The sequence below is a fragment of the Amycolatopsis sp. NPDC048633 genome (assembly GCF_040650695.1).
GTDB lineage: Bacteria > Actinomycetota > Actinomycetes > Mycobacteriales > Pseudonocardiaceae > Amycolatopsis.
The window spans coordinates 1-20,824 of sequence record NZ_JBEZHS010000037.1; the positions used below are offsets into that span (position 1 = coordinate 1).

General features: G+C 72.3%; 22 protein-coding genes. 16 read left to right on the forward strand and 6 right to left on the reverse strand.

The features are described from left to right. The first annotated feature begins 117 nt into the window (after positions 1-117). Positions 118-1,143: an oxidoreductase gene (locus AB0C38_RS40810; protein WP_360684073.1), complete on the forward strand. Its 1,026-nt coding sequence runs from the start codon at positions 118-120 to the stop codon at positions 1,141-1,143. On the opposite strand, the gene AB0C38_RS40815 is transcribed toward AB0C38_RS40810, so the two are convergent. Further along, entirely contained in the window at positions 1,140-1,838 is a 699-nt protein-coding gene (locus AB0C38_RS40815; protein WP_360683760.1) for an SDR family oxidoreductase, read from the reverse strand. The two genes, AB0C38_RS40810 and AB0C38_RS40815, sit on opposite strands and share 4 nt — an antisense overlap. A gap of 20 nt (positions 1,839-1,858) precedes the next feature. Next, positions 1,859-2,767, reverse strand: coding sequence for an NADP-dependent oxidoreductase (locus AB0C38_RS40820; RefSeq protein WP_360683763.1), 909 nt, complete (start codon positions 2,765-2,767; stop codon positions 1,859-1,861). A 107-nt stretch (positions 2,768-2,874) separates the two neighbouring features. Here AB0C38_RS40820 and AB0C38_RS40825 point away from each other — a divergent pair, with 107 nt between their 5' ends. The 7 genes from AB0C38_RS40825 to AB0C38_RS40855 all read left to right on the forward strand — a co-directional run bounded on the left by AB0C38_RS40825 (position 2,875) and on the right by AB0C38_RS40855 (position 7,800). Further along, the gene (locus AB0C38_RS40825) at positions 2,875-3,306 is read left to right on the forward strand and encodes a helix-turn-helix domain-containing protein (protein ID WP_360683766.1); all 432 of its coding nucleotides are present in this window, start codon (positions 2,875-2,877) and stop codon (positions 3,304-3,306) included. Between the two features lie 10 nt (positions 3,307-3,316). After that, positions 3,317-4,303, forward strand: a complete 987-nt coding sequence (locus tag AB0C38_RS40830) for a WYL domain-containing protein (protein ID WP_360683770.1) — start codon at positions 3,317-3,319, stop codon at positions 4,301-4,303. Beyond that, on the forward strand, positions 4,300-5,280 hold the full coding sequence (locus AB0C38_RS40835; protein ID WP_360683773.1) for a WYL domain-containing protein: 981 nt from the start codon (positions 4,300-4,302) through the stop codon (positions 5,278-5,280). Before AB0C38_RS40830 ends, AB0C38_RS40835 begins: the two co-directional genes overlap by 4 nt. A gap of 10 nt (positions 5,281-5,290) precedes the next feature. Further along, on the forward strand, positions 5,291-5,503 hold the full coding sequence (locus AB0C38_RS40840; protein WP_360683776.1) for a bacteriophage holin: 213 nt from the start codon (positions 5,291-5,293) through the stop codon (positions 5,501-5,503). A gap of 31 nt (positions 5,504-5,534) precedes the next feature. Further along, a complete protein-coding gene (tatA, locus tag AB0C38_RS40845) occupies positions 5,535-5,861 on the forward strand; it encodes a Sec-independent protein translocase subunit TatA (protein ID WP_360683779.1) in 327 nt (108 codons plus the stop codon). Between the two features lie 86 nt (positions 5,862-5,947). Then, on the forward strand, positions 5,948-6,919 hold the full coding sequence (tatC, locus tag AB0C38_RS40850; RefSeq protein WP_360683782.1) for a twin-arginine translocase subunit TatC: 972 nt from the start codon (positions 5,948-5,950) through the stop codon (positions 6,917-6,919). Then, on the forward strand, positions 6,919-7,800 hold the full coding sequence (locus AB0C38_RS40855) for a YegS/Rv2252/BmrU family lipid kinase (protein ID WP_360683786.1): 882 nt from the start codon (positions 6,919-6,921) through the stop codon (positions 7,798-7,800). Before tatC ends, AB0C38_RS40855 begins: the two co-directional genes overlap by 1 nt. Here AB0C38_RS40855 and AB0C38_RS40860 read toward each other — a convergent pair. After that, on the reverse strand, positions 7,797-8,372 hold the full coding sequence (locus AB0C38_RS40860; RefSeq protein WP_360683789.1) for a hypothetical protein: 576 nt from the start codon (positions 8,370-8,372) through the stop codon (positions 7,797-7,799). The genes AB0C38_RS40855 and AB0C38_RS40860 overlap by 4 nt on opposite strands. A gap of 176 nt (positions 8,373-8,548) precedes the next feature. Between AB0C38_RS40860 and AB0C38_RS40865 the strand changes: the two genes are divergently transcribed. The 4 genes from AB0C38_RS40865 (at position 8,549) to AB0C38_RS40880 (ending at position 14,912) form a co-directional block, all read left to right on the forward strand. Then, entirely contained in the window at positions 8,549-11,326 is a 2,778-nt protein-coding gene (locus AB0C38_RS40865) for a DEAD/DEAH box helicase (RefSeq protein ID WP_360683792.1), read from the forward strand. Positions 11,327-11,591: 265 nt separating this feature from the next. Continuing rightward, positions 11,592-12,362 (forward strand): DUF4333 domain-containing protein, encoded by a 771-nt coding sequence (locus AB0C38_RS40870; protein WP_360683795.1) that lies wholly within the window; start codon positions 11,592-11,594, stop codon positions 12,360-12,362. Between the two features lie 74 nt (positions 12,363-12,436). Beyond that, complete coding sequence (locus tag AB0C38_RS40875) at positions 12,437-13,639, forward strand: GNAT family N-acetyltransferase (RefSeq protein ID WP_360683798.1); 1,203 nt, start codon at positions 12,437-12,439, stop codon at positions 13,637-13,639. 55 nt (positions 13,640-13,694) lie between these two features. Then, a complete protein-coding gene (locus AB0C38_RS40880) occupies positions 13,695-14,912 on the forward strand; it encodes a GNAT family N-acetyltransferase (protein WP_360683801.1) in 1,218 nt (405 codons plus the stop codon). On the opposite strand, the gene AB0C38_RS40885 is transcribed toward AB0C38_RS40880, so the two are convergent. Further along, positions 14,913-15,860 carry a 5'-3' exonuclease gene (locus tag AB0C38_RS40885; protein ID WP_360683804.1) on the reverse strand — a complete coding sequence of 316 codons (948 nt, stop codon included), beginning with the start codon at positions 15,858-15,860 and terminating at the stop codon, positions 14,913-14,915. A gap of 227 nt (positions 15,861-16,087) precedes the next feature. On the opposite strand from AB0C38_RS40885, the gene AB0C38_RS40890 reads away from it, so the two are divergent. From AB0C38_RS40890 to AB0C38_RS40905, 4 genes are read left to right on the forward strand one after another with little or no spacing between them, the layout of a single operon-like run. Then, entirely contained in the window at positions 16,088-17,230 is a 1,143-nt protein-coding gene (locus tag AB0C38_RS40890; RefSeq protein ID WP_360683807.1) for a Xaa-Pro peptidase family protein, read from the forward strand. Then, entirely contained in the window at positions 17,227-17,682 is a 456-nt protein-coding gene (locus AB0C38_RS40895; RefSeq protein ID WP_360683811.1) for an Lrp/AsnC family transcriptional regulator, read from the forward strand. Before AB0C38_RS40890 ends, AB0C38_RS40895 begins: the two co-directional genes overlap by 4 nt. Positions 17,683-17,728: 46 nt before the next feature. Beyond that, the gene (locus AB0C38_RS40900; protein WP_360683814.1) at positions 17,729-17,953 is read left to right on the forward strand and encodes a hypothetical protein; all 225 of its coding nucleotides are present in this window, start codon (positions 17,729-17,731) and stop codon (positions 17,951-17,953) included. Beyond that, on the forward strand, positions 17,940-18,239 hold the full coding sequence (locus AB0C38_RS40905; RefSeq protein WP_247023286.1) for a hypothetical protein: 300 nt from the start codon (positions 17,940-17,942) through the stop codon (positions 18,237-18,239). Before AB0C38_RS40900 ends, AB0C38_RS40905 begins: the two co-directional genes overlap by 14 nt. 94 nt (positions 18,240-18,333) lie before the next feature. On the opposite strand, the gene AB0C38_RS40910 is transcribed toward AB0C38_RS40905, so the two are convergent. After that, on the reverse strand, positions 18,334-19,413 hold the full coding sequence (locus AB0C38_RS40910; RefSeq protein ID WP_360683819.1) for a GDSL-type esterase/lipase family protein: 1,080 nt from the start codon (positions 19,411-19,413) through the stop codon (positions 18,334-18,336). Positions 19,414-19,460: 47 nt separating this feature from the next. Continuing rightward, positions 19,461-20,645, reverse strand: coding sequence for a cytochrome P450 (locus AB0C38_RS40915; RefSeq protein ID WP_360683823.1), 1,185 nt, complete (start codon positions 20,643-20,645; stop codon positions 19,461-19,463). Between the last annotated feature and the right edge of the window lie 179 nt (positions 20,646-20,824).

A 20,824-nucleotide genomic window follows, 5' to 3' on the forward strand; every position in this document is an offset into this window, starting at 1 on the left:
TCGCCCACCGCCGAGCAGCCCACCATACCGCAAATTATGGCCGGTAAGGAGGCCTCCACGGCTTTTGACCCTACGAAAGTCGGCGGGCGGGTGCGGCAGGATCGCCCCATGCGTGTGCTGCGTGCGGTGGTTCTGGTCCTTGGCCTTCTGGTGGCGCTGGCTGTTCCGGCGTCGGCCGGAGGGCACCTGCCGAAGTGGGAGCTGAGCGCCACCGGCGTCACCGCCCAGTTCCGGGGCCTGTCCGCCGTCAGCGCCCGCGTCGCGTGGGTCAGCGGTACCCAAGGCACCGTCCTGCGCACCACCGACGGCGGGGCGAACTGGAAGTCCGTCGGCCCGCCCGGGACCGGCACCCTCGAGTTCCGCGACATCGAGGCCTTCGACGCCGACCACGCCGTGATCCTGTCCATCGGTCCCGGCACCGACTCGCGCGTCTACCGGACCGACGACGCCGGCGCGCACTGGCGCCAGACTTTCCAGAACACCGAGGCGGCCGCCTTCTACGACTGCCTGGCCTTCTTCGACCCGTGGCGCGGGCTCGCGATGAGCGACCCCGTCGACGGCCGCTTCCGCGTGCAGGCCACCTTCGACGGCGGCCGCAGCTGGCGCCAGGTGCCCGACAGCGGGTTCCCGCCCGCGCTGCCCGGCGAGGCCGGGTTCGCGGCCAGCGGGCAGTGCATCACCACCGCCGGGCCGTTCGACGCCTGGCTGGCCACCGGCGGCGGCGCGACCGCCCGCGTCCTGCACTCCGGCGACGGCGGCCGCCACTGGACGGCGTCGGCCACGCCGTTGCCGAGCAGCCCGTCGGCCGGCGTGTTCGCCCTTGCCTTCCGCACCCCGTGGCAGGGGGTCGCGATCGGCGGGGACTTCGCCGCGCCGACGGCGCCCGGCCCCGCCGTCGCGCTGTCGAACGACCGCGGCCGCACCTGGCGCACCCCCGGGCACTACCCCGCCGGGTACCGCTCCGGGCTGGCCTGGCGCGGCGGCACGGTCCTCGCCGTCGGCCCCGGCGGCAGTGACCTGAGCCCGGACGGTGGGCGGCACTGGACGTCGTTCGACACGGGCAGCTTCGACAGCGTGGACTGCACATCGCTGGGCAGCTGCTGGGCGTCCGGTGCCCAGGGGCGCGTCGCCCGGCTGGGCTAGAGCACCTGGCCGGCCGGGCGGACCATGATCTCGTTGACGTCCACCGAAGGCGGCTGGGACAGCGCGTAGAGCACGGCGCGGGCGATGTCGTCCGGCTCCAGCTTGGGCTTCTTCCGCTGCTCGTCGCTGAGGATGTCGGTGTCGGTCATGCCGGGGTTGATCAGCGTCACCCGCACGCCGGTGCCGACGGCCTCCTCCCGGATCGCGCCGGCCATCCCGGTCACGGCCCACTTCGTCACCGAGTACAGGCTCGCGTTCCGGATATAGCGGCCGGCGACCGAACCGGTGATCAGCAGGTGCCCCTTCGACTCCGCCAGCGCGGGCAGCGCCGCCCGGGCGGTGTAGGCCGCGCCGAGCACGTTGATGCGGACCATCTCTTCCCACCGCGTGGGGTCGGGGTCGTCGGTGCCGAAGAACGACGTCCCGACGCCGATGCCGGCGTTGGCGAAGGCCGCGTCGAGCCGCCCGAACTTCCGCACGGTTTCGGCGACGGCGCCGGAGATGGCCGCCCAGTCCGCGACGTCGGCGCCCAGCGCCAGCGCCCGGTCTTCGCCGAGCTCGGCCGCCAGGGGCGCGACGGACTCGGCCTTGCGGGCCACGAGGGCGACCTGGAAACCGGACACGGCGGCCAGCCGCGCGGTCGCGGCACCCAGGCCGCGGGAGGCACCGGTGATGAGGAGAACACGATCATCCATGCCCCCAGGCTAAGGAGAACTCACGGCGTCAGCACGAGACGGCCGCGCAGCCCGCCCGCCGCCAGCCGTTCGTGGGCTTCGGCGGCCCGCGAGAGCGGCAGCACGTCCGCGACGCGCGGGCGGAGCGCGCCGGCCCGGGTGAGCCCGGCCAGCCGTTCGCCGTCGGCGCGGATCCAGACGGTGCGTACGCGGATCCCGCGCAGGGGAATCGGCGCGGCCCCGGCGGCGAAGGCGACGAACTCCCCGCCGCCGCGGACGGCATCGAGAGCGTCGAGGCCGAGCAGCGCGGGGTCGAGAGCGGCGTCGACGCCACCCGGGACCAGGGTTCGCACGCGATCACCCAGCGCAGGCCCGCGCGGCACGAACCGATCCGCCCCGAAGCCGCGGACGGCGGCTTCGTCGGCCTCGGACGCGACGGCGACGACGTGCAGCTTCCGGGCGTGCGCGAGGGCGACCGCATGCCCGCCGACCGCGCCCGCCGCGCCGGTGACCAGCACGGTTCCGCCGGTTTCGACGAGGTCGAGCGCCTGGGCGGCGGTGAGGGCGTTGAGCGGCAAGGTCGCGGCTTCGGCGGGGGAGAAGCAGACGGGTGCCGGGGCGACAGCCGAGGCGTCCAGCACGATCTGCTCGGCGTAGGCGCCCAGCGGCGTGGCGATCCGGTCGCGCAGGCCGATCACGGCGTCGCCCACCCGGAACCCGGAGCCGGCCTCGACCACACCGGCGACGTCCCAGCCGAGGCCGAGCACCTCCCGCGGCGGGATCACCCCCGCCTCGGTGAGGATCCCGGCCCGGGTGGCGAGGTCGACCGGGTTGACCGCGGCCGCCGTCACGCGGATCAGCACCTGTCCGGGACCCGGCTCCGGCGCCGGGACCTCGATCGACTCCAGGACCTCCGGGCCGCCGAACCGGCGGACCACCATCGCACGCATCTTCGTCTCCTTCGCGAGGCCGGATCTTCCCCACGAACGTATGGGGAGCTACTCTCCATCGGGAAGTACGCACCCGCAGGTTCCCCACGTACCAGGAGGTTCGCCCGGTGCCCACGCGCACGGCGGAACAGCGGCGGCAGGCCGAAAAGGCCGCCTACGACGCCTATCTCGCGGCCTGCCCCACCCGGAAGCTCCTCGACGAGATCGCCGGCAAGTGGGTCAGCCTCATCCTCGTCGCGCTCGGTGACGGCCCGCAGCGCTACAGCGACCTTTCGCGGCGCATCGCCGGGGTCAGCCAGAAGATGCTCACCCAGACCCTGCGGGTGCTCGAACGGGACGGGCTGGTGCGCCGCGAGGTGACCCCGTCGGTGCCCGTGCGCGTCGACTATTCCCTTACGCCGCTGGGGGAAAGCCTCCGCGCGCTGATGGCCGGCTTCAAGGGCTGGGCCGAGACGAACTTCGACGCCGTGGACGCCGCCAGGACCGATTACGACGCGCGCACCCCGGACCTCACGATCGGGCCGGGCGGCGCGGGCTAGGCTCTACCGGGTGTCCACCGCACGCGCCGAACGGCTGGTCAATCTGGTACTGGCCCTCCTGTCCACCCGGCAGTACCTCACCGCCGAGCGGATTCGCGGCATCGTGCCCGGATACGGCGACGCGGCCAGCGACGACGCCTACTTCCGGATGTTCGAACGGGACAAGACCGAGCTGCGCGAGCTCGGCATCCCCCTGGAGACCGGCCGCAACTCCGCCTTCGACGCCATCGAGGGCTACCGCATCGCCCGCCGCGACTACGAGCTCGGCGAAATCGACCTGGCCCCCGACGAGGCCGCCGCCGTCGCGCTCGCGTCCCGGCTGTGGGACTCGCCGGAGCTGACCGGGCAGGCGCAGGGCGCGATGGTGAAGCTGCGTGCCGCCGGCCTGGAGGTGGACGACCAGGCACCCACCGTCGTCGAGCCGCGCGTGCGCGCCGAACCCGCGTTCGGGCCGCTGCTGGCCGCGGTGCAGAACGGCCAGGCCGTGGGCTTCGAGTACCGCCGCAGCGGCTCGCCCGAGCGGATCATGCGGACCCTCGAGCCGTGGGGCGTGGTCTCGTGGAAGGCCCGCTGGTACGTCGTCGGGCACGACCGCGACCGCGGCGCCACCCGCTGCTTCCGCCTCTCCCGCGTGACCGGCCAGGTGCGCCCGGTGGGCAAGCCCGGTGCGGTCCGGCGGCCCGACGGCGTCAACCTGTTGCAGCTGGTGTCGGCCACCAGCGGGAGCGCCGAGCCCGCGCCGGTCACCACCGCCCGGCTCTGGGTCGCCGACGGCCGCGCCGCCGGGGTCCGCCGCCGCGGCACCGTCCTGGGCCGGTGCGCGATCGACGGCGAAGAGGGCGACCTCGTCGAGATCGGGCTCTACTTCCCGGAGTCGGCGGCCGACTGGATCACCGCGCAGGGCCCCGACGTCGTCGTGCTCGAACCCGACGTGCTGGCCAAGACCGTCCAGGACCGGCTCGAAGCCGTCGTGGCCCGGCAGGGGAGCGGCCGGTGAGCGGGTCCACCGACCGGATGCCGCGGCTGCTGGCACTGGTGCCCTACCTGCTGGCGCGCCCCGGCATCCGCGTCGACGAGGCGGCGCAGGACTTCGACGTCACGCCGAAGCAGCTGCGCAAGGACCTCGAGCTGCTGTGGATGTGCGGGCTGCCCGGCTACGGCCCCGGCGACCTGATCGACCTGTCCTTCGAGGGCGACACGATCGTCGTGACCCACGACGCCGGGATGAACCGCCCGCTGCGGCTCACCGGCGGCGAGGCCACGGCGCTGCTGGTGGCGCTGCGGGCGCTGGGGGAGACCCCCGGCGTGGTCGACGGCGACGCCGTCCGCCGGTCCATCGCCAAGATCGAGTCCGCGGCCGGGCAGGCCCAGCCCGCCGGCGTGGTCGTCGGCGGCGGGGTGCGCGAGGGCAAGAAGACCGCGCACACCCGCGAAGAGGTCGCCCGGGCGCTGCGGGACGGGCGGGCGATGCGGATCCGCTACTACACCGCGTCCAAGGACCAGATCACCGAGCGCACGGTCGACCCGATGCGGCTGCTGATCGTGCAGGCGGTCGGCTACCTCGAGGCCTGGTGCCGCCGCGCCGAGGGCGTCCGGCTGTTCCGGCTCGACCGGATCGACGACCTGGCGGTCCTCGACGAGCCTTCGCGCCCGCCCGCGCACGCCCACCCCACCGATATTTCCGAGGGTGTCTTCCGCGAGCGTCCCGACCAGCGGGAGGCGGTGCTGGTCCTCGACCCGGACGCACGCTGGGTAGCCGAGTACTACCCGTGCGAGGAGCTGGACGAGCTCGACGGCGGCCGGCTGCGGATCCGGATGCGCTACGCCGACCAGTCCTGGATGGTGCGCCTCGTGCTGGGTCTGGGCGGGGAAGCGCTGGTCGAGAGCCCGGCCGAGCTCGCGTCGGACGTCGGACGCCGCGCGGCCGACGCGGTGGCCCGAGCCCGTCACCTTCCGTCAACCTGCGACCACTAGGGTGATCGACGTGCCGTACCTGCCCACCGTCGTGCTCGCCGCGATCGGTCTGCTGCTGCTCGTCGTCCTGCTGGTGCGGACCGCCAAGGTCTTGCGTGGTTTCAAGCGGACCGCAAGCATGGTGGCTACGAACACCCAGGACCGGGCCGGGCTCATCCGTGCCCGGTCGGCAGCGCTGCGCGTCGCTTTCGCGGAGCGCCGCCGGAAACCGGAAAACCAGTAACATCCCTACCAGACGCAGATAGGAGGCCATCTTGTTCGCCAACGGATTGCAAGGATGGCATTTGATCATCTTGGTGCTGCTCGTCGTGCTGCTGTTCGGGGCCAAGCGGCTTCCCGATGCGGCGCGGTCGATCGGCAAGTCCATGAAGATCTTCAAGGCCGAGACCAAGGACCTCGCGGGCGACAAGAGCGCCTCGACCGAGGACGCCGAGCCCGTCGAGACCAAGCAGATCCCGGCCACGCCCGTCGCCCCGCCGGCGACCGCCGCGACCGACCAGCAGGTCGCCGACCTCCAGCGGCAGCTCGACAAGCTGAAGAAGCAGCAGTCCGCCGACCAGCCGCAGAAGAACGCCAGCTGAGCGGCTAGGTCACACCCGGTCCCTGGTCCACGGAGCGCGCCCCAGCCGGCGCGCTCCGGCGGACACCGACGAGAACGGAACACCCCGTGGCGGAACCCGCCTCCGGAAACGGTGACAACCGCCGGTCGAAGCGGCGCCAGCGCAGCCGGCGCAAGAACCCCGACGGCACGATGACGCTCATCGAGCACATCTACGAGTTCCGCCGCCGTCTCGGTTTCGCGATGCTCGCCGTCGTCGTCGGCGGCATCCTCGGTTTCATCTGGTTCAGCACCAAGGTGGGCCCGATCCCGTCGCTCGGCGAGATCGTCAAGGCCCCCTACTGCGCCATCCCGGCCGGCCGCCGGCTCGACGGCGAGCAGGGCTGCCGGTTGCTGCAGACCGTGCCGTTCGAAGCGTTCATGACGCAGTTGAAGGTCGGTATCGCCGCGGGTGCCGTGCTGCTGTCCCCGGGCTGGCTCTACCAGATCTGGGCGTTCATCGCGCCCGGCCTGTACTCCAAGGAACGCAAGTACGCGCTGACGTTCGTCGGCTTCGCCTCGGTGCTGTTCGCCGGCGGCGCCGTGCTCGCCTACATCCTCTTCCCGCACGCGCTGGAACTGCTCATGGGCTTCGGCCAGGATGAGTTCGTCACCGCGCTGACCGCGGACAAGTACATCTCCTTCATGTTGTCGCTGCTGATCATCTTCGGGATCAGCTTCGAGCTCCCGCTGCTCGTGGTGATGCTCAACCGCGTCGGCGTGGTCAAGTACCGGCAGCTGAAGAAGTGGCGTCGCGGCATCGTGTTCGCGCTGTTCGTCTTCGCCGCCTTCGTCACCCCCGGCTCGGACCCGTTCTCGATGCTCGGCCTGGCGGGCGCGCTGACGGTGCTGTTCGAGCTGTCGATCCAGATCGCGCGCCTGCACGACCGCAAGAAGGAGCGGGAACGCTCCGACGAGGGCTGGGACCAGCTCGACGACGACGAGGCCGCCCCGTTCGAGTACACGCCGAGCAAGATCGACGACGAGCCGTCCGCCCCGACCGCGTCCGGCGGCCGCTCGTCGACCGACGACATCACCTAGTGGGGATCCACGCGGCGCTCGCCGTGCACCCGGCCTCGGGGCACGGCGCGGCCGCCCGCGTCGCGGACACCGTCGCCGAGCGGCTGCGCTCCGCCGTCGACCGACTCGACGTGCTGGTCGCCAACACCGTCGAAGAGTCCCGCGCGCTGATGCGGACCTCCCACGACGCGGGCCTCGACGTCCTGATCGTGCTCGGCGGCGACGGCGCCGCCCACCAGGGCGTCCAGTTCTGCGCGAACCACGACGTCGCGCTCGGCCTGGTCCCGGCGGGCACCGGCAACGACTTCGCCCGCGCCCTCGGCGTCCCCGGCGAGCCGCTGGCCGCCGTCGACGCGCTGGTCGCGGCGCTGCGCTCGGGCGCCCGGCGGCGGATCGACCTCGGCCGCGCCGGCGACACGTGGTTCGCGACGGTGCTGTGCGCGGGCTTCGACGCGAGCGTCAACGAACGCGCCAACCGGATGCGCTGGCCGTCCGGGCCACGCCGGTACGACCTGGCGATCCTCGCCGAGCTGGCGGCGTTCCGCTCCCGCCCGGTGGTGGTCGACACGGGCACCGAGCGCCTCGAGCTCGACGCGACCCTGGTGGCGGTCGGCAATACCCGCTTCTACGGCGGCGGCGTCCCGGTCTGCCCGACGGCGGACCCCGAGGACGGCGTCTTCGACGTGACGGTGGTGGGGCACGTGACCCGCCGCGGTCTCATCCGCATGCTGCCGGGCCTGCGGACGGGCAAGCACCTCACGCACCCGGCGGTCCGGACGCTGCGCGCCCGCTCGGTCTCGCTGACCGGCAACAGCTGGCCCGCCTACGCCGACGGCGAGCCGCAGGGGACCGTGCCGGTGACGGTCACCTGCGTCCCGGGCGCGCTCACGGTCCTGGCCTAACGCTCGTAGCCGCCGGCCCGCGCGACCAGCTGCCGGAAGTGCGCCGGCGTCAGCAGCTGCCCCGCTTCGGTGAAGTACACCCCGCCGCAACGGTGGCAGAACCAGCCCTGCTCCCACACCTGCTGCGCCGCAGGCACCCCCCGCCGCTGACGCCGGTGCGCCCGGACCCGGCGCACGTAGAGCCACACCAGCACCCCGGCCGCGACGAACACGCACAACGACGGCAACGAGATCAGCGCGACCCCCAGCGCCTGGGACGCGGGGCCGCCGGGCGGCGGATCGTCGGCCGCCGACAACGGCAGCAGCAGGAAACAGCTCCCCACCAGCACCAGCAAGATCACCGCCGTCAGCAGCCCGCCACCGCGGCGCGGGGGAGGGAAGGGGTCCAGCGACCGCGCCACCGCGGACACCGAAACCCCGCTGACCTGGCTGCTCGCGTAGACCACACCATCCCCGGCCGGCACCGCGACCAGCGGACCCTGACCGCGGTAGAACGAGTGCCCGCCGTGGTAGACGGCGGGCACATGCTGCACGTGGTCCAGCTGTCCGCAGCTCGGACACGGTTCGGTCATGCAGCCTCCGACGCCGCCGTACCCACCCCGGTTCCCCGTCACCAATGTGTATAACGTCCTATACGTCGGCCGACGGCGAAGATCATCGCGCCGGGTCACTCGATCGAAAAAGAAGCACGGACGGCCGTCGGTCACGCCGCGTGCGGACTGCCGGGGGGATGTGAAACCCTGACGAGGTGGCCAGTAGCCCTTCTCAGTCCCCGGCCGAGGCCTATGCGGCCTCCTCGCGTCGAGGGAAGTACCCCCAGCTGACGCGCTTCGCCGCGGAATCATCCTTCGAGTTCGACGACTTCCAGATCCGTGGGTGCGAAGCCCTCGAGGGCGGTCACGGCGTGCTCGTCTGCGCGCCGACCGGGGCCGGCAAGACCATCGTCGGCGAGTTCGCCGTGCACCTGGCGCTGGCCGAAGGCCGCAAGTGCTTCTACACCACGCCGATCAAGGCGCTGTCGAACCAGAAGTACGGCGACCTCGTCGCCCGGTACGGCCCGGACGCCGTCGGCCTGCTGACCGGCGACACGTCGATCAACGGCAGCGCGCAGGTGGTCGTGATGACCACCGAGGTGCTGCGCAACATGCTCTACGCCGGCTCCTCCACGATCACCGACCTCGGCTACGTGGTCATGGACGAGGTCCACTACCTGGCCGACCGGTTCCGCGGGGCGGTGTGGGAAGAGGTGATCCTGCACCTGCCGGAGCACGTCCGCGTGGTCGGGCTGTCGGCCACGGTCAGCAACGCCGAGGAGTTCGGCGAGTGGCTGGTCGAGGTCCGCGGCGACACGGCCGTCGTCGTCGACGAGCACCGGCCGGTGCCGCTCTGGCAGCACATGCTCGTCGGGAACCGGCTGCTCGACCTGTTCGCCGGGGACGACGTCCACGCGCCGGGGGCCGAGCTGCGGATCAACCCGACTCTGCTGCGCCGCACCGAGGAGATCGGCCGCCAGTACGCGCCGGCCGGGTTCCGGGGGCAGCGCGGGCGGCGGGGCGGGCCGTCGCGGATGCCGCGGTTCCGGCCGCCGTCGCGGGTGGAGGTCGCCGAGCAGCTGGACCGGGCGGGGCTGCTGCCGGCGATCGTGTTCATCTTCTCCCGGGCCGGCTGTGACGCCGCGGTGGGTCAGTGCGTGCGGTCGGGGCTGCGGCTCAACGGGCCGGGCGAGGTCGACGAGATCCGCCGGATCATCGAGGAGCGCACGTCCGAGCTGCCCGAGGGCGACCTGGGCGTGCTCGGCTACTGGGAGTGGCGGGAGGCCCTCGAGCGCGGGATCGCCGGGCACCACGCCGGGTTGCTGCCGGCGTTCAAGGAGACCGTCGAGGAGCTGTTCGTCCGCGGTCTGGTGAAGGTCGTGTTCGCCACCGAGACGCTCGCGCTCGGGATCAACATGCCGGCGCGGACCGTGGTGCTGGAACGGCTGGTCAAGTACAACGGCGAGGCGCACGTCGACCTGACGCCGGGGGAGTACACCCAGCTGACCGGCCGGGCCGGGCGGCGCGGCATCGACGTCGAGGGGCACGCCGTGGTGGCGTGGCAGCCGGGGGTCGACCCGAAGCAGGTCGCCGGGCTGGCTTCGACGCGGACCTACCCGCTGCGGTCGTCGTTCCGGCCCGGCTACAACATGGCGGTGAACCTGGTCGCCCAGGTCGGGGCGTCGGAGGCTCGTGAGCTGCTGGAACAGTCGTTCGCGCAGTTCCAGGCCGACCGGTCGGTGGTCGGCCTGGCGCGCCGGATCGAGCGGAACAAGGAGGCCCTGAAGGGCTACGCGGCCGCGGTGACCGGGGAGTTCGACGAGGTGCTCGAGTACGTGGAGCTGCGGTCGAAGATTTCGGCGCGGGAGAAGGCGTTGTCGCGGCAGAACACCGCCGTGCGCCGGGCCGGGACCGCGGAGTCGCTGGAGAAGCTCCGGAAGGGTGACGTGATCGCGGTGCCGGCGGGCCGGCGGGCGGGGCTGGCCGTGGTCGTCGACCCGGGGCTCGACCCGATCCGGGAGCCGCGTCCGGTCGTGGTGACCGAGGACCGGTGGTCGGGGCCGTTGTCGGTGGCCGACTTCCCGGCGCCGGTCGATGTGCTGGGGCGGATCAAGCTGCCCAAGCACATCGAGCTGCGGTCGCCGAAGACGCGCCGGGACATCGCTTCGACGCTGCGCGACGCCGGGATTTCGTTGCCCGGCAGGCAGAAGCGGCGGTCGGGGGCGAACGAGGACGGCGAGCTGGCGGCGCTGCGGCGGGCGCTGCGGGCGCATCCGTGCCACGGGCTGGCCGAGCGCGAGGCGAACCTGCGCTGGGTCGAGCGGTACGAGCGGCTCGCGACGGAGACCCAGCAGCTGGAGCGGAAGGTCGCGGCGACGACCCACTCGCTGGCGCGGGCGTTCGACCGGATCCTGGCGCTGCTCGGCGAGCGCGGTTATCTGGGGCCGGAGTCGGCGGGTGACGGCGAGGACCGCGTCACCGAGCACGGCCGGCGCCTGACCCGGCTCTACAGCGAGTCCGATCTGCTGGCCGCGGAGTGCATCCGCCACGGCGTGTGGCGTGGGCTCGAGCCGGCCGAGCTGGCCGCGGTCGTCTCCACGCTGGTCTTCGAGGCTCGCCGGGACACCGCCGGGGAGCCGCGGCTGCCCGGCGGTGCGGTGCCCGAGGCGTGGCAGGAGACGGCGAAGCTGTGGGTGGAGCTCACCGAGGACGAGCGGCGGCACCGGCTCGACCGCACCCGGGAGCCCGACGCGGGCTTCGCGTGGCCGGTCTACCGCTGGGCGCGCGGCGAGTCGCTGGAGAAGGTGCTCACGGCGGCCGAGGCGAACGGGCAGGAGCTGTCGGCGGGGGACTTCGTGCGCTGGTCGCGTCAGGTGATCGATCTGCTCGACCAGATCCGCGACGTGCTCGGCAAGGGCGATCCGGTGGGTGCGGCGGCGGCCGAGGCGGTCAAGGCGCTGCGGCGGGGTGTCGTCGCCGCGGGTGCCGCGTGAACTCCGTGTTACTGATCCGGCCGGAAGCAGGCCGCCCCCCCCCCCGAGCGTCACGCAACCGTTGCCGCGAAGCTATCGGCCGTGGCTGGGGTCGGATCAGTGACGACCAGCACAGTAGGGGTGGTCCGGACGGAGCAGGCGGTGGGCGTGGACACGTGTGCTCGGGTCCGACCTGTGGTTGGATCGCCTGCAAGACCGTATGTACGCGGCTTTACGGCGGTTTCGGGGTGGACAGCGAGATGAGCGAAGCAGGCGGAGGCAGAAGATGAGCACGCCGTATGGCGGCAACGACCCACAGCAGCCCCAGTACGGGCAGCAGCCGGGCGGCGCGTACCCCCCGAGCGGCCCGCAGGAGCAGCCGCAGTGGGGACAGCAGCCGCCTTCGTACGACCCGAACCAGCAGCAGTGGGGTGGTCAGCCCCAGCAGCAGCCGCCCTACGGCGGCCAGCAGCCCGGGGGGTACACGCCGCCGCAGCAGCCGCAGTGGGGCCAGCAGCCGCCGCCCTACGGGCAGCAGCCGGGCGGTGGTTACCCGCAGAGCGGCCCGCAGGCCCAGCCGCAGTACGGGCAGCAGCCCGGCGGGGCGTACCCGCAGAGCGGGCCCCAGCAGCAGCCGCAGTACGGCCAGCAGCCGCCGCAGGGCCAGTACGACTACGGCCAGCAGCAGCAGTTCCCCGGCCAGGGCGCGCCGGAGGGGGAGCAGCAGCCGGCGAAGTCGAAGAAGGGCCTGCTGATCGGCGTCATCGTGCTGGTCGTGGTGGTGGCCGTGGTCGGCGTCCTCGGTTTCGTGGCGCCCGGGTTCTTCAAGACGCAGGTCTTCAACAACACCCAGATGCAGACCGACGTGCAGAAGCTGCTCACCGAGACCTACAAGATCGACGGTGTCACCGGCGTGACGTGCCCGGCCGAGCAGAAGGTCGAGGACGGCGCGAAGTTCGAGTGCACCGCGACCATCGCGGGCAAGCCGCAGCAGATCCCCATCACGGTGAAGGGTGACGGCGGAAACTACGAGGTTTCCCCGCCCGCCACGAAGTAGCTGTGCGCACGAGGTCCGGTCGCCGCGGGAAATTGCGGTGGCCGGACTTCGTCGTTTCCGGAGATGATCCGGGGATGAGCGACTTCGAGATCCGGACGCTGAAGGCCGACGAGCTCCGCGGGGCGAGTGACCTGTTCCGCGCGAGCCTGCACGTTCCGCCGAGCGACGACGCCGACTGGGAGCGCGCGGCCCGCGCGTACCAGCCGGGCGGGACGATCGGGGCGTTCGACTCGGCTCTCATCGGCACCGCGCGGTCGTTCGACGCGGAGATGACGGTCCCGGGCGGCGCACGGGTGCCGATGGCCGGCGTGACCGGGGTGGGGGTCCGCGCGGACCGGACGCGGCGGGGCGTGCTGCGGGCGTTGATGACGACGCAGCTGGAGGACTTCGCGGCGCGCGGTGTCGTGCTCGCGAGCCTGCTCGCCTCGGAGGCGCCGATCTACGGCCGGTTCGGCTACGGGCTGGCCCTGCGGTACCGCACCTACAGCGTCGAGCGGTACCGCGCGCTGCTGCGTCCGGACGTGCCGGCCGCGGGGGAGGTCCGGCTGCTGGAGCTGGACGAGGCCCTGGAGGTCTGTCCTGGCGTCTACGAGAGCTTGGCGGGGCGGCCCGGGATGATGTCCCGGCCGGAGGTGCTGTGGCGGCTCTACGAGAACCAGGCCCGCCGCAACCCCCAGTCCGTCAAGACCGCCGTGCACCACGGCCCGGACGGGCCGGACGGCTACGCGACCTACTTCGTCGATGGTCTGCAGGTGCACCCGTGGACGAAGAGCCTGCACCTGGTGGACCTGTTCGCGGGCACGCCGGCCGCGTTCGCCGGGCTGTGGCGGTTCCTGCTGGGCATCGACCTGGTCGACCGGATCGTCGCGGAGGCCCGCCCGCTCGACGAGCCGATTGAGCTGATCCTCGCCGACCACCGCCGCAGCACCGTCGAGCGGATCGGCGACGAGCACTGGGTGCGGCTCGTCGACGTCCCGGCGGCGCTGGCCGCCCGCGAGTACGGCACCGCCGCGCCGGTCGTCGTCGAGGTCACCGATCCGCTGCTGCCGGCCAACAGCGGTGCCTACCGGGTCACCCCCGGCGGTGCCGAGCGCACCGACGAGCCGGCGGCGCTCCGCCTCGATGCCGCCACCCTCGCGATGGTCTACTTCGGCACGTGGCGGCCGTCCGCGCTGGCCGGCGCGGGCCGGATCGAGGTGCGTGACCCGGATGCCGCGGCAAACGCCGACGTGCTCTTCGGGACGCGGGTGGCGGCGTGGAGCGGCACGCACTTCTGAGCGGCCGCCGGAAAACGGGATGCCCCGGGCGGGGCCGGACGGCAGGATCGGTGCCATGAAAGACTTCGACGTCCGCCCGGTGACCGAGGACGAGCGCCGCGGCACCCTCGACCTGCTGGGCCGCTCGCTGCACACCAACCGGATCAGCGACGAGTCCTGGTCCCAGTACGGGGATTCCTGGCCCGCGGCGCACAAGTTCGGCGCGTACGACCGCGGTACCCCGATCGGGATCACCAGCTCGTTCGACACCGAGATCGCGGTACCCGGCGGCGCTGTCCTGCCGATGGGAGCGGTCGACGGCGTCGGGGTCCGTGCCGACCGCACCCGCCGCGGGGTCCTCACCGCGATGATGGCGGTGCAGCTCGAGGACTTCGTCGCGCGCGGAATCCCGCTGGCCGCCCTGCACGCCAGTGAACCGACCATCTACGGCCGGTTCGGCTACGGCTCGGCCGCGCTCGGCAAGACCGTGTGGCTGCCCAGGCCCGCGGCCCGGCTCCACGACCGCGTGCCGGCGGCCGGTGACGTCCGGATGCTCACGCCCGAGGAAGCCGTGAAGGAGATTCCGGGGCTGTACCAGCGGATCGGGCTGCACCGGGCCGGGATGATCGGCCGGCCCGCCGAGTGGTGGCCGATCGCGCACGACCGCCTCGTCGGCCCGACGGGCAGCTACGTCGCGGCCGTCCACAGTGGACCCGACGGCGACGACGGGTTCGTCGTGTACGACACGGTGGACCGCCGCACGCTGGAGTCGCCGAACGAAGGAGCCGTGCTGAAGGTCCGGGAGCTGCACACCGCCGACCCGGTCGCGCGGGCGGCGCTCTGGCGGTTCCTGCTGTCGATCGACCTCGTCTCCGGGGTGCGCGCCCGCTACCGCCCGGTCGACGAGCCGCTGGCCCTGATGCTGGCCGACCACCGGCACGCCCAGACCACCGACGTCGACGACGACCTGTGGCTGCGGCCGGTCGACGTCGCGGCCGCGCTCGCCACCCGCACCTATCGGGCGGCCGATCCGGTCGTGCTGGCGGTGACCGACCGCATGCTGCCGGCCAACACCGGGCACTACGAGGTCACCCCCGAGGGGGCGAGCCGCACGGACGCCGCCGCGGACCTGGCCCTCGACGTCGACACCCTCGGCATGCTCTACCTCGGGCAGTGGAGCGCGACGGGGCTGGCGCAGGCCGGCCGGATCGAGGTCCGCGACCCGGCCGCGGCGGCCCGCGCCGACGAGCTGTTCACCACCGTCGCCGCGCCGTGGTGCGGCACTTTCTTCTGACTAGGAGCCGGGGAGGGCCTTGAGGAGCCGCTCGACCGAGTTGCCGAGGTTCCACCGCTCGGCCAGCTCGGCGACGCGGTCCGGGTCGGCGGGCGTCGCGGGGACGGTGTCGGGGCGGGACTGCTCCACCGGCGCGTCGACGGCTACCCGGACCACGGTCGGCGCGACGGCGAGGTAGTCGGCCGCGTCGGACAGGCGCAGCCGCGTCTTGAGCGGGACGCGGGGATCGCTCGCGGCCGATGCCTCCAGGAGCGCGTCGAGCGAGCCGAACTGGGTGATCAGCTTGGCCGCGGTCTTCTCGCCGATGCCGGCGACGCCGGGCAGCCCGTCGGAGGGGTCGCCGCGCATCATGGACATGTCCGCGTACGCCGGGCCGGCCGTCTCGCGGGGGAGGCTGTAGCGCTCGGCGATCTCGGCCGGGCCGAGCACCTCGGCCTTGGCCCAGCCCTTGCCGACGTAGATCACCGACGTCGGGGTCGGCTCGGTGCGCACCAGCTGGAACAGGTCCCGGTCCCCGGTGATCACCTCGACCGGGTCCTTCTTCTCGCGGGTGGCGAGCGCGCCGATGACGTCGTCGGCCTCGTAGCCGGCCGCCTCCGCGGTGGCGAACCCGAACGCCTCCAGCAGGTCGAGGATGATCGGCACCTGCGGCGTGAGGGTGTCGGGCACCTCTTCGACGTCGGGGTTGCCGCTGTCGGTCTCTTCGGCCACCCGGTGCGCCTTGTAGCTGGGCAGCAGGTCGGTGCGGAACTTCGGCCGCCAGTCCGCGTCGAGGCAGCACACGAGCCGGGCCGGGTGCCGGTCGGTGAGGATCCGCGCGATCGTGTCGGCGAACCCGCGCACGGCGTTGACCTGCGTCCCGTCGGCGGCGCGCATCGAGTCGGGCAGGGCGAAGAACGAACGGAAGTACAGGCTCGCGGAGTCGAGCAGGGCAAGGGGTCCGGTCACCCGCACAGCCTGCCACGCCGGGCGCGCGCCCGGGGCCTGCCACGCGCACGCGGCCGCCGCAGCGGTGCCCGGGAGTCCGTGAATGGCACATCGAGGAAACTCGAGTTTCCTCGATGTGCCATTCACGGCTGGGACGGCCGGGGGAGTGGGGAGCCGTGTCACCCGGACCGGCATGTCGTGGGCCCGGGCGGGTGGACCGCCTGGCCCGGCCCACTAGGCTCGGCCTCATGTCGCGCCGTTCCCTCCACACGCCCGCCCCCGACGCCGCTGCCCTTCGCGCCCGGCTGGACCGCGCCCGCGCCGCCGCGGCCGCCGCGGACACCGATGCCCTGCTGATCGCGCCCGGCTCCGACCTGCGCTACCTCATCGGCCAGGCCGGCGGTTCGTTCGAGCGCCTCACCACCCTCGTCGTCCCGGCCGACGGCACGCCCGCGCTGGTCGTGCCGAAGCTGGAGGCGCCCGGTTACGCCGACGTCCCGGCCGACGAGCTCGGCGTCGAGCTGCTCACCTGGGTGGACGGCGACGACCCGTACGCCCTCGTCGCGGACCGGCTGGGCAAGCCCGGCCGCGTCGCGGTCAGCGACTTCACCCCGGCCCTGCACGTCCTGGCCCTGCGGACCGCGCTCGGCGCGGCCGAGCAGACCCTCGCCGGGCCGGTGGTGCGGGAGCTGCGGATGCGCAAGGACGCCGCGGAGATCGCGTCGCTGCGGGACGCCGGCGCGGCCATCGACCGGGTGCACGCCCGGGTCCACGAGTGGCTGCGGCCCGGCCGCACCGAGGCGGAGGTCGGCGCCGACATCGCCGCGGCCATCGTCGAGGAGGGCCACGTCCAGGCCGACTTCGTGATCGTCGGGTCCGGCCCGAACGGGGCGAGCCCGCACCACGACGTCTCCGGCCGCGTCATCGAGAAGGGTGACGTCGTGGTCGTCGACATCGGCGGCCCGCTGCCGGCCGGCTACAACTCCGACTCCACCCGCACCTACGCGGTCGGCACGCCGCGGGACGCCGACGTCGCCGAGACGTACGCGGTGCTGCAGCGGGCCCAGGCCGCCGCGGTGGCCGCGGTCAAGCCGGGGGTCACGGCCGAGGCGGTCGACGCGGCCGCCCGCGACGTCATCGCCGAGGCCGGGTTCGGCGAGTACTTCATCCACCGCACCGGCCACGGCATCGGCTTGGACGTGCACGAGGAGCCGTACATCATCGCCGGCAACGCGCTGCGGCTGGAGCCGGGCATGGCCTTCAGCGTCGAGCCGGGCATCTACCAGCCGGGCCGGTGGGGCGCCCGGATCGAGGACATCGTGATCGTCACCGGAGACGGCGTCGAGTCCGTCAACAACCAGCCGCACGAGCTCGTCGTGCTGGACGCATGACACCCGGCGGCCTGGAGCCGCTGGACCAGTCGATCGTCCAGGAGCTCGCGGCCGACGGGCGGCGCAGCTTCACCGACCTCGCCGAGCGGGTCGGGCTGTCGGTGTCGGCGGTGCACCAGCGGGTGCGCCGCCTCGAGCAGCGCGGGGTCATCCTCGGCTACACCACGCGGCTCGACGGCGAGCAGATCGGGCTGCCCCTGACGGCGCTCATCTCGCTGACGCCGAACGACCCGGGGGCGCCGGACGACTACCCGCAGCGGATCCAGCACATCAAGGAGATCGAGTCGTGCTACTCCGTGGCCGGCGACGAGTCCTACATCCTGCTGGTGCGCGTCCAGTCGCCGCTGGCCCTGGAGGACCTGCTGCGCCGGATCCGGGAGGCCGCGAAGGTGTCGACGAGGACCACGGTGGTGCTCTCTACGCCGTTCGAGGGACGTTCGCCGACGTTCTGACGCCGGGTCTCCGCCCGGCGGCCGGGTCACTGGTACGGTAAAAGGTATGGCAACACGTAAGGTGACTCTTTCGCTGGACAGTGGCGCCTTGGAATTCGCCGAACGCGCCGCGAAAGCACACGGGATCTCGGTCTCGTCCTGGCTGTCGAAGGCGGCCCGGCGCGAGGCGGTTCGCACGGGCTACACCCCGCAGAAGCCGGAGCCGGTCGTCGCGGAGTTCGACGAGGCCGAGCTCGCGGCGGCGGAGAAGGATCTGCGTGCGCAGGGGTGAAGTCTGGACGTATCACCCCCCGACCGAACCGGCCCGGCAGCGCACCGTGGTGCTGCTGTCCTCGGACGGGGTGAACGAGTCCGAGCGCCCCTGGCTGCTCGGCACCGAACTCCTGGAACGCGACCCGCAGGACATCCTCGGGGTGGCGATCGACGCCCGGTACTGGGTCTCGACGCTCAACCTGACCCGGCTCTACCGGCCGTGGTTCGACGAGCGCATCGCCGAGATCGACCTGGACGTCCAGGAGCGCATCGACATCGCCCTGCGAGCGGCCCTCGATCTTTAACTGTATAACGGCCTATACCACTCGGCACGGTCGAAAAACAGCGGTCCCGTTGAGCACACACGTCACCCCTTAAACCCGCCCAGAGCGAGGTGAGTCAGCGCGCCACGACCTCCGGGGCCGGGTGGAGTTTTCCGTCCGCACCCGCGAGGCAGGACGCGTTGCCGTCGCGGACCGCGATGAACTCCGTCAGGCAGTTCGCGATCGCCGCGTGGCCGGCGGCGTTGGGGTGGAACGACTCCTGGAGTGCGTGCCCCGCCCGGTCGGCCTGACCGAGGTCCGCCAGCTGGAGCGTGAGCCGCGTGAACCACTCGGTCGCCGGGTTGGCGCCGCCGCTGCACGCCTCGTGCTTCGCCCCGGCCTTCGCCAGGTCGAGGAACCGCGCGCCGGTTTGCTGGGCGGCCGCCTTGAGGCCGGAGGAGAGCACTCCGATCCCGGTCTGGGAGATCCATCGCAGGTCTTCGACGCGAAAGGGGCAGCCGTTGAGGCTGCGCAGGTCTTCCGGGACGTCCGGTCCGATGGGGGCGGCGTAGGACTGGAGGATCAGCTGGTAGTCCGCCGGGACGTACCCGGCGGAGGCCAGTACTTTCTTCACGTCCGAGACGGCGGTGGCGACCTTCGGCACCATCGCGTCCACTTTGGACTGCCAGGTCTGCTTGAGCGCGGTGCTGCACGGCGGGCCGCCGACGTTGAACCAGGCCTTGAAGCAGTCGGTGACCTGGTTGGAGAACTTCGGTTCGTCGTTGGCGCCGACCGCGATCACGACCGCGGCGACGCGGTGGTCCTTGACCAGCGCGGCGAGCTGCTGCGCCTGTGACGGTTCCGTCCACTGCTTGACGTCGCCGAGGGCGACCTGTTCGGCGGGCGCGCCGGAGCAGCCGAGGTTGACGTGGGCGGTGATGCCGGGGGCGGTGATCTTGTCGACGAAGGCGTTGGGGGAGCGGTGGCACCAGTTGCCGCCCTGGCCGTTGGTGGTGGCGGTGTACTGGCCGGCGCCTTCGCCGGAGACGGTGCTGTCGCCCATCGCGACGATGGTGAGCGGTCCGGTGCCGGGTGGACCCTGGCGGGGTTGCGGTTGTCCGGTTTTGCTTTCGGAGCCGAAGAAGACGAAGAAGCCGGCCAGCAGGGCTACGCACGCGAGGACCAAGGCTCCCCAGTACCACTTGAGACGTCGCATCGTCGTCGAGTCTACGGATCAGTGGTCGGACGGGTGTGCGTCACCGGTCACGCCGAGCGTGCGATGGCTCGGCGGGGGACCAGCTCGACGGGCAGTTCCCGGACGCCGAAGATCATCGGTGAGGGGTAGCCGACCTGGACGCCGTCGCGGACGCGGATGTCGGTGAAGCGGTCCAGGAGCTGTTCGAAGACCACTCGTCCTTCGAGCCGGGCCAGGGGTGCGCCGAGGCAGAAGTGGACGCCGCCGCCGAAGGCGAGGTTGGGTTCCTTGCGGGGGCGGGGGTCGAACTCGGTCGGGCGGGTGTGGTGGCGTGGGTCGCGGTTGGCGCCGAGGACCCAGGGGGTGACCATCGACTTGGCGGGGATGGTGACGCCGCCGAGGTCGACGTCGGTGGTGCTGATCCGCAGCAGGCGCATGATCGGGGGCCGGTGGCGGGTGACCTCTTCGAGGAGGCTGGGCACGAGGCCGGGGTCGCGGCGGACCGCGGCGGCGGCGTCGGGGAACTCGTGCAGGGACAGCACGGTGTTGCCGAGCATCATGGTGGTGGTGATGTGGCCGGCGGCCAGCAGCAGGGACGCGAAGTTGAGCACTTCGTGGTCGGCGAGGCGTTCGCCGTCGACTTCGGCGTGGGCGAGGGCGCTGAAGAGGTCGTCTTCGGGGTCGCGGCGCCGTTGGGCGAGCAGGGCGGAGAGGTAGGCGTCCATGACCTCGGTGAGGGAGGTGCCGTCTTCCTGGGGGGCGCCGCCGCCGAGCAGGGCGTCGGCCCAGCCGCGGTAGAGGGCGCGGTCTTCGGGTGGGATGCCGATCAGGTCGCCGATGACCGCGACGGGGAGTGCGTAGGCGAGGTCGCGGATGAGGTCGGGGTCGTCCCGCTCGGCCATTTCGGTGATGAGGGTGTCGGTGGCGGTCACGATCCGCGGTTCGAGGTCGGCGACGACCTTGGGGGTGAATGCCTTGCTGACCAGTTTCCGCAGCCGGTGGTGGACGGGCGGGTCGACGGCCGCCATATTGCCGCGGACGGCTTCGGCGGTGTCGGGGAGCAGCAATCCGGGGTCGGAGGAGAATGTCTGGTGATCGGTGAAAATGCGGCGGACGTCGGCGTGCCGGAATACGTGCCAGGTATCGTCGTCATCGGCGACGACGGGGTGGTTCTCGCGCATTTCGTCGACCCACGCGAACAGTGCGGATCCGCCGTCTTCCAGGGATGGTGGGCGGACTTCGGGCGAGTTCATCCCGCGGCTCCTCAGCTGAAACCAATTTCCTCGTAAGGAAGACGATCACTCGTTGACATTGAACAGGTTATTTGCGTTACCGGTTGGGCGTCAACAAGAAAAGGTGCGGATATTCGTCAACCAAATGGGCTTGTCGATCAACTTTCGATGTGAATCCGGCGAGAGCGGGCATCTCGCGC

Bases quoted from the DNA above. Each gene is read 5' to 3' on its own strand.
- AB0C38_RS40815 (WP_360683760.1), bottom strand. From the start codon at position 1,838: ATGGATGATCGTGTTCTCCTCATCACCGGTGCCTCCCGCGGCCTGGGT.
- AB0C38_RS40820 (WP_360683763.1), bottom strand. From the start codon at position 2,767: ATGCGTGCGATGGTGGTCCGCCGGTTCGGCGGCCCGGAGGTCCTGGAG.
- AB0C38_RS40860 (WP_360683789.1), bottom strand. From the start codon at position 8,372: ATGACCGAACCGTGTCCGAGCTGCGGACAGCTGGACCACGTGCAGCAT.
- AB0C38_RS40870 (WP_360683795.1), top strand. From the start codon at position 11,592: ATGAGCACGCCGTATGGCGGCAACGACCCACAGCAGCCCCAGTACGGG.
- AB0C38_RS40875 (WP_360683798.1), top strand. From the start codon at position 12,437: ATGAGCGACTTCGAGATCCGGACGCTGAAGGCCGACGAGCTCCGCGGG.
- AB0C38_RS40880 (WP_360683801.1), top strand. From the start codon at position 13,695: ATGAAAGACTTCGACGTCCGCCCGGTGACCGAGGACGAGCGCCGCGGC.
- AB0C38_RS40890 (WP_360683807.1), top strand. From the start codon at position 16,088: ATGTCGCGCCGTTCCCTCCACACGCCCGCCCCCGACGCCGCTGCCCTT.
- AB0C38_RS40895 (WP_360683811.1), top strand. From the start codon at position 17,227: ATGACACCCGGCGGCCTGGAGCCGCTGGACCAGTCGATCGTCCAGGAG.
- AB0C38_RS40900 (WP_360683814.1), top strand. From the start codon at position 17,729: ATGGCAACACGTAAGGTGACTCTTTCGCTGGACAGTGGCGCCTTGGAA.
- AB0C38_RS40910 (WP_360683819.1), bottom strand. From the start codon at position 19,413: ATGCGACGTCTCAAGTGGTACTGGGGAGCCTTGGTCCTCGCGTGCGTA.
- AB0C38_RS40915 (WP_360683823.1), bottom strand. From the start codon at position 20,645: ATGAACTCGCCCGAAGTCCGCCCACCATCCCTGGAAGACGGCGGATCC.